The organism is Burkholderia sp. Ac-20392 (assembly GCF_017104585.1).
Classification (GTDB): Bacteria; Pseudomonadota; Gammaproteobacteria; order Burkholderiales; family Burkholderiaceae; genus Burkholderia; species Burkholderia lata.
Genome location: NZ_JAAGPB010001077.1, coordinates 1 through 876 on the forward strand (window position 1 = coordinate 1; position 876 = coordinate 876).

2 protein-coding genes are annotated in these 876 nt (G+C 70.2%); both read left to right on the top strand.

Going from position 1 to position 876, the window contains the following annotated elements; genetic code table 11:
* The coding region (locus tag G3N99_RS40870) for an AraC family transcriptional regulator (RefSeq protein WP_206125269.1) at window positions 1–369 on the top strand (369 nt) is incomplete at its 5' end.
* A gap of 167 nt (window positions 370–536) precedes the next feature.
* Window positions 537–876: MFS transporter (locus G3N99_RS40875; RefSeq protein WP_206125270.1), on the top strand; the 340-nt coding region annotated here is incomplete at its 3' end.

Below are 876 nucleotides of genomic sequence, written 5' to 3' on the forward strand. Positions count from 1 at the left end.
CGGCTGTGTGGCGCGCTGCTCGACGAACGCGCGATCGCCGCGCCCGCCTCGGGCCTCGATTTCGCGCGCATCGACCACTGGCTGCGCGCGCGGCTTGCGGAGCCCCTGCGCATCGCCGATCTCGCCGCGCACTGCGGCTACGGGATGCGCCGCTTTCATCAACTGTTCGTCGACGCGTTCGGCGAAACGCCGCATCGCTACCTGCAGCGGCTCCGGCTCGACGCGGCCGTGATCCTGCTCGCCGACGGCCGGTATCCGCTCGTCGATATCGCCGGGATGGTCGGCTTCGCGGATCAAAGCACGTTCACGCATGCGTTCACGAAGCGCTTCGGCGTGGCGCCGGGACGCTGGCGCGGCGAGCGGCACTGAAGAACGCAGCCGCGGGCCCGCGCTGAGCGCGCATCAATGCCCGTAGCAGCACGGTTCGGTAAATCGCGCCACAGCCTGCGTCGTTCCCCCCCTGCTTCGCATCCGGCGTTTCGACGCTTCACGTTTCGCTGAAACATCGCCTGCCGGTCGCGTCCTACGATTGACGCATGGATACGACCGCCCCCACCCCCGCCTTCCCGTCCGCGCTCGCCCGCGTCGTCGCGACCGTCAGCACCGGTTTCGTCGTCACGCAGCTCGACGTGACGATCGTCAACATCGCGCTCGCGCATCTCGCCGGCGACCTGCACTTGCCGGTTGCCGGCCTGCAGTGGGTCGTCGATGCGTACACGCTCGCGTTTGCAGTCCTGATGCTGTCGGGCGGCGCGCTCGGCGACCGCTTCGGCGCACGCCGCCTGTACATCGCCGGCCTCGTGCTGTTCGCGCTGGCGTCGCTTGCGTGCGGCGCCGCGAGCGCACCCGCGATGCTGATCGCGGCGCGCGCGCTGC